At 70.7% G+C, this 5,871-nt stretch carries 6 protein-coding genes; 3 read left to right on the forward strand and 3 right to left on the reverse strand.

Annotation, left to right across the window (positions count from 1 at the left end; all coding sequences use genetic code 11):
• Positions 1–507: alpha amylase C-terminal domain-containing protein (locus ABZS97_RS43150; protein ID WP_356149187.1), on the forward strand; the 507-nt coding region annotated here is incomplete at its 5' end.
• Between the two features lies 1 nt (position 508).
• Here ABZS97_RS43150 and ABZS97_RS43155 read toward each other — a convergent pair.
• Both ABZS97_RS43155 and ABZS97_RS43160 read right to left on the reverse strand, forming a co-directional pair.
• Entirely contained in the window at positions 509–1,933 is a 1,425-nt protein-coding gene (locus ABZS97_RS43155; RefSeq protein WP_356149191.1) for a M1 family metallopeptidase, read from the reverse strand.
• 159 nt (positions 1,934–2,092) lie between these two features.
• Positions 2,093–2,878 carry a PIG-L deacetylase family protein gene (locus ABZS97_RS43160; RefSeq protein WP_356149193.1) on the reverse strand — a complete coding sequence of 262 codons (786 nt, stop codon included), beginning with the start codon at positions 2,876–2,878 and terminating at the stop codon, positions 2,093–2,095.
• Between the two features lie 237 nt (positions 2,879–3,115).
• Between ABZS97_RS43160 and ABZS97_RS43165 the strand changes: the two genes are divergently transcribed.
• Positions 3,116–4,009 (forward strand): Gfo/Idh/MocA family oxidoreductase, encoded by an 894-nt coding sequence (locus ABZS97_RS43165; protein ID WP_356149196.1) that lies wholly within the window; start codon positions 3,116–3,118, stop codon positions 4,007–4,009.
• 25 nt (positions 4,010–4,034) lie between these two features.
• On the opposite strand, the gene ABZS97_RS43170 is transcribed toward ABZS97_RS43165, so the two are convergent.
• Positions 4,035–5,345 (reverse strand): MFS transporter, encoded by a 1,311-nt coding sequence (locus ABZS97_RS43170; protein ID WP_356149199.1) that lies wholly within the window; start codon positions 5,343–5,345, stop codon positions 4,035–4,037.
• A gap of 155 nt (positions 5,346–5,500) precedes the next feature.
• Between ABZS97_RS43170 and ABZS97_RS43175 the strand changes: the two genes are divergently transcribed.
• A partial coding sequence (locus ABZS97_RS43175; protein WP_356149202.1) for a hypothetical protein occupies positions 5,501–5,871 on the forward strand: 371 nt, incomplete at its 3' end.

Consider the following 5,871-nt stretch of genomic DNA (forward strand, 5'->3'; position numbering starts at 1 on the left):
AAACAACTCCTCTTCATGGGCCAGGAGTTCGCCCAGGGAGCCGAATGGTCCGAGGCCCACGGCCCCGACTGGTGGCTGCTCGACCCCGCCTACGGCGCCGAGCCCGACCACCGCGGCGTACGCGACCTCGTACGCGACCTCAACACGGTGCAGCGTGCCGAACCGGCGTTGTGGGAACGGGACACGGATCCAGCCGGGTTCGCCTGGATCGCCGGCGACGCCGCCGACGACAACGTCTTCGCGTTCCTGCGCTACGACACCGACGGCTCCCCGCTGCTCGCCGTCTCCAACTTCTCCCCGGTCGTGCGGCACGAATACCGCCTCGGGGTGCCCGAGGAGATCCCCGGCTGGCGTGAGGTCCTCAACACCGACCTCGCCCGCTACGGCGGCAGCGACGTCACCAACCCCGACCCGGTCAAGGCCGAGCCGGAGGGGGCACACGGCCGACCGGCGTCTGTCCTGCTGACGCTGCCGCCCCTGGCGACGATGTGGCTGCGGCCGGCCTAGATCACGGCGAAGCCGGCTTGCCCGTCGTGTCCAACCAGGTGTGGAACAGGGCGTGGAGGTCCTTGCCGGACAGCCGTTCCGAGAGGTGGGTGAACTGGCTGGTGGTCCCGTGGCCTTCGTGGTGGTCGGCCGTCCAGGTGCGCAGGATGCGGAAGAAGGTCCTGTCCCCCACGGCCGTACGGAGTTTGTGCAGGGCCATGGCGCCGCGGGCGTAGACCGGGGTTTCGAAGATGTGCGCTCCGCTGCCGGGATCGGCGGGCGGGAAGGCCCAGAGGTCACTGTCCGCCGGGGATGCGTAGAGGGAGTCGAAGGTCTGCTGAGCGCTCCTGCCGCCATGCTGCTCGGTGTAGAGCCACTCGGCGTAGGTCGCGAAGCCCTCGTTGAGCCAGATGTCCTTCCAGGTGGTCAGGGAGACGGAGTCCCCGAACCACTGGTGCGCGCTTTCATGGACGAGAGTGCCCAGGCTGGGCGCCCGGTCGTAGAGCGGCCGTGTCTGCGTTTCCAGTGCGAAGCCGACCTGCGGAGCCCGGTCGACGACCGATCCGGCGGCTTTGAAGGGGTAGGGGCCGAAGAGGCCGCTCTCCCAGGCCAACACGGAGGGCAGCTTCTTCAGCACGGGTGCCGCGGCGGTCGCTTCGCGGGGATCGACGGCGTTGTAGACCTTCAGGCCGTCCGGGGTCGTGTACTGCTCGACCTTGAACTTCCCGATCGTGGCGGTGGCAAGGTAGGCGGCCATCGGCTCGACCGCCCGCCAGCGGAACGTGGTGTGCCCGTGGGAGGTCTTCTGCCCACGCAGAACACCGTTGGCCACGGCGGTCGTCCCCTTGGGCACGGTGACCGTGAAGTCGTACGAGGCCTTGTCCCTGGGGTGGTTGTTGGCGGGGAACCAGGTCATGGCGCCCTGCGGTTCCCCCGCCACGAACGCGCCGTCGTCCGTCGGGATCCATCCGTCCAACGAACCGTCCGGGTCAGTCGCCGGCTTGGGGGTGCCCCGGTAGGTGACGGTGACCCGGAACTCCTGGTGCTTGTGCAGGGCGTGGCGTGGGGTGACGACGAGTTCCTGTCCGTCACGGCGGAAGTCCGCCTTGCTGTGGCCCACCATGACGCCGGTGACCTTGAGTCCCTTGAGGTCGAGGTCGAAGCGGGTCAGCCTCTGCGTGGCGCGCGCGGTGATGACCGCCTTGCCGTCGAGGTGGCGGCTGTCCGGGTCGTAGCCGAGGGTCAGGTCGTAGTGGTGCACGTCGTAGCCGCCGTTGCCCGCGAGGGGGAAATAGGGGTCTCCCACGCCGGCCGAACCCGAGGTGCCTGCCGCCGCCGGTCCGGCCGCGGCGAGCAGGGCCGCGACGGCGACCGGGACGGTCGCGACGACGGCGTCTCGGCGAAGGACAGCGGTGCGTCTGGTGGCCTTGCGCGAGCGTGGGGTCACGTGAACTCCTCCGGATCACTGGTGATCAATTGCCGCTCAGCCTATGAGTCTCCTGATTCAAAAGACCCATCGATCAGGTCAAGTTGTGTCATCTCGATGTGCGGCCGGCCCGTGATGACGTGGTCACATCGCCCGACCCGTGTGATGGCCGGGCTGTGGTCACACCCAGGGCGGCGGGCCGTCGGGGATGAGCTGGTGCACGTCGAACAGGACGGCCGACTCGACGCCCAGGGCCGGGCCGCCCATCTTGGACGCCCAGGTCAGAAAGGGGCCGGGCTCGAAGCCCTGCGCGCCCAGGCCCTTGGTGTACTCGGCATGCGCGGCGAGGGAGGCGATGCCGCGTGCAAGGGGTTCGCCCGTGATGTCCACGCCGTGGGTGGGCTGCTGCGCCCCGGCCAGACACACCATCCGGATTCCGTTCCACGGTTCGCGCCCCTCGTCGGCCAGTTCCGGGAAGATCCAGCGGTTGCCCGCGTCCCGTGCCGCGTCCAGGGCTGCCAGGCCCACCACCCGGTGGTCCGCCTGGTTGGTCAGCCCCATGACCATGCGCACGGTGAACGCGCCGGAAACCACGATCTCGGGCCGGTGGCGGCGCATCGCCCGCACGATGTCCCGGCGCAGGACGAGCCCGTCCTCGATGACGCCGTCGCGGTGGTCGAGGAACTCGACGTCGTCGACACCGACTTCACGGGCTCCGGCCCGCTCCTCGCTCTCCCGCAGCGGACCGGCCTGGTCCGGGTGCATGCCGTCGATGCCGGCCTCGCCGCGGGTGGCCAGCAGGTACGTGACGTGCTTGCCCTGAGCCGTCCACCGGGCAACGGCGCTTGCGGTGCCGTACTCGATGTCGTCCGGATGGGCCGCCACCGCGAGACATCGCTGCCAGTCCTCCGGCAGCGCGGGAAGGATCGTACCGTCGGTGCCTGCTTTGTCGTTTGTGGGATCCATGCACCGAATGATGACGCTCATGACGCTTCATCGAACAGAGGCGTGCACCGCCGGCACACCGCAAGCCCTCGGGCGCGCCCGCGACCAGGCCGCGTCGATCTCACCGCGGGTAGGGTGAGAGAGCCTGCGCACCCTCCGACGGGCCAGTACGCGGCCTCGGTTGACCGCACCTCACGTCAACCCGCGCCAGGTCACCGCACGACCCGCGCCCATGCCACCGCACAGATCGGATCTCCCGTGACCGGCACTCCTGATCCCTGGCCCCACACCCCCGTCAAGGTCGGACTCGTCGGCGCGGGCCCCTGGGCGCGGACCGTGCACGCCGAACTGCTCGCCGCCGGGCCCGAGACCGCGCTGACCGCCGTATGGGCGCGCCGCGCCGAGGCGGCACGTGAGACGGCCGCGCCGCATGGGGCGCGCGTCGCCGAGAGCTTCGAGGAACTGCTCGACGGGTGCGAAGCGGTCGCCTTCGCGGTTCCTCCCTCGGTACAGGCCGAACTCGCCCTGCGTGCCGCGAAGGCGGGCAAGGCGCTGCTCCTGGAGAAGCCGCTCGGTGCGGATCTGTCGGCCGGGCGCCGGCTGGTCGACGCGATCGACGAAGCCGGTGTCGTCTCCCAACTCGTGCTGACGAGCCGCTACCACCCGGAGGTCCGGCGGTTTGTGAGCGAGGCGAGGGGGCTGGAGGTCGTGGGCGCGCGTTCCTGCGGGCTGAGCAGCGCGTTCCTGGGCGGCCCGTTCGCGACGCCGTGGCGTCTGGAACACGGCGCGCTGCTGGACATCGGTCCGCATCTGCTGGACCTGTTGGACGCGGCCGTCGGTCCCATCGTCCGTATCCGTGGCGCCGGTGACCCGCGCCGCTGGATCGAGCTGACCTGCGAGCACGAGAACGGCGCCGTCAGCCAGGCCTCGCTGTCGGGTTCCGTCAACGTCGCGCAGGGCATCACCCGGGTCGAGCTCTTCGGCCCGCAGCCCCCGCTCGTCCACGACAGCGCCGAGCTGGACTACTCCGAGTGCTGGCCCGTCCTGCGCCGCGAGTTCGCCGCCGCCGTGCGTAACGGGGTCTCCGGGGAAATCAACGCCCGCCGCGGGTTGCATCTGCAGTCGCTGATCGCGCAGGCACTGGAGAACTGAGTCCGGCCACGGTGCACGCCCGCCGTCAGGCCCGGTAGCTGCGCAGTGCCGGTGTCGCGGTGGCCAGTGCCAGCGTGGCGACGATGACGAGCAGGCCGCCGCCCACCACGGCCGTACGGGGGCCGAAGGCGGAACCCGCCGTGCCGTGCAGGACGTCGGCGAGCCGGGGACCGCCCGCGACGACCACCGTGAACACGCCCTGCATACGGCCGCGCATCTCGTCGGTGGCGGCCGACAACAGGATCGCGCCGCGGAAGACCATGGAGACCATGTCGGCGACACCGGCGGCGGCGAGGAACGCCACGGCGACCCACAGGTTTGCGCTGAGACCGAAGCCCGTGACGGCTGCCCCCCAACCCGCCACCGCGGCGATGACCATGAGGCCGTGCCGACGCGCGCGGGAGAAGGTTCCCGACAGCAGTCCTCCGAGCACCGCGCCGATGGGGATCGCCGCGAAGAGCAGGCCGAGCGCCAGCCCCTCGCCGTAGGGCGCGTACGTCTGTGCGGCGAGCTGGGGGAAGAGCGCCCGGGGCATACCGAGGACCATGGCGATGATGTCGGCGAGGAAGGACAGCATCAGCACTTTGTGCAGCGCGATGTAGCGGAAGCCCGCGGCCACCTCCCGCCAGCCGGCCCGCCGGGACACGGCGGCCACGAGGGGCGGCAGAGCAGGCAGGCGTACGACCGCCCATACGGTGGCGCACAGGGCCAGCGCGTCGATCAGGTACAGCTCGGGCAGCCCGATGACGGGGATGAGGGCACCGGCGAGCAGGGGGCCTGCCACGAGTCCGGTCTGCATGACGGTCGAGCCGAGCGCGTTGGCCGCGGCGAGTTCGTCCGCGGGAACCAGGCGGGCGATGGAGGCATTGCGTGCTGGTGCGTTGAGACCGAAGAACGCCTGCTGGAGGGCGAGCAGGGCCATCAGGACCAGAACCGAGTCGAGTCCGGTGACGGCCTGGGTCCAGAAGAGGAGGGAGGTGACGGCTATGCCGCTGTTGGTGATGAGGAGCAGCTTGCGCCGGTCCATGTGGTCGGCGATCGCCCCGCCCCACAGGGCGAAGACCACGAGGGGCAGCAGTCCGGCGAGGCTGGCGTAGCCGACCCAGGCGGAGGAGCCGGTGATGTCGTAGATCTGCTTGGGCACGGCGACGGCGGTGAGCTGACTGCCGACGGCCGTGACGATGGTCGACGACCACAGGCGCCGGTAGGCCGGGCGCCGCAACGGCCGGGTGTCCATCGCCCACCGACGCCACCCGGTACGGGGCGGGCTCGGTGGGCCCGCCGACCCTGCTCCGGGTCCGGCGCTGTTGTCGGTGCTGCTCTCGCTCGCGTCCACGGACTTCCTGGGTGCTCGTTACATCTTTCACTCGGAGGGTTCACTATCGCGCACACGGACAGAACCGTTGTCGGCGGGTGTGCGACTGCGTGCGACGAGGCCGCAGTCCTGTCGACTCCCCACGAAACGGTCTGCCGGGGCCCTACGCTGCCACCGTGGATGACCCGTCAAGAGTGGTCCTGGTCGACATGGACGGCGTCCTTGCCGACTTCGACCGGTACGTCGTGGACGCGATCGGTGCCGTGTGCCCGCAGCTGCGCTCGGCAGGCACGCGCAGCGAGTTCCGCCTGACAGATGCCTTCCCGGAGCACCGGGCGCGGATCGAGGCGGTCACCTCGCGGCAGGAGTTCTTCGCCTCACTGCCGCTCTGCGAAAGCGCCGTGGAGGGCTGGGAGCGGATCGGCGCGGCCCGGTTCCGGCCCCGCGTGGGCAGCACGCCGCTGTTGGCCAAACCCAGGTCCGCTAGGGCGAAACGCGCGGGGGGGACCCCGCCCATCGGCGCCCGGGTGGCCCCCGAGGCCCGCGG

This window comes from Streptomyces sp. NPDC005485, assembly GCF_040606085.1.
Lineage (GTDB): Bacteria > Actinomycetota > Actinomycetes > Streptomycetales > Streptomycetaceae > Streptomyces.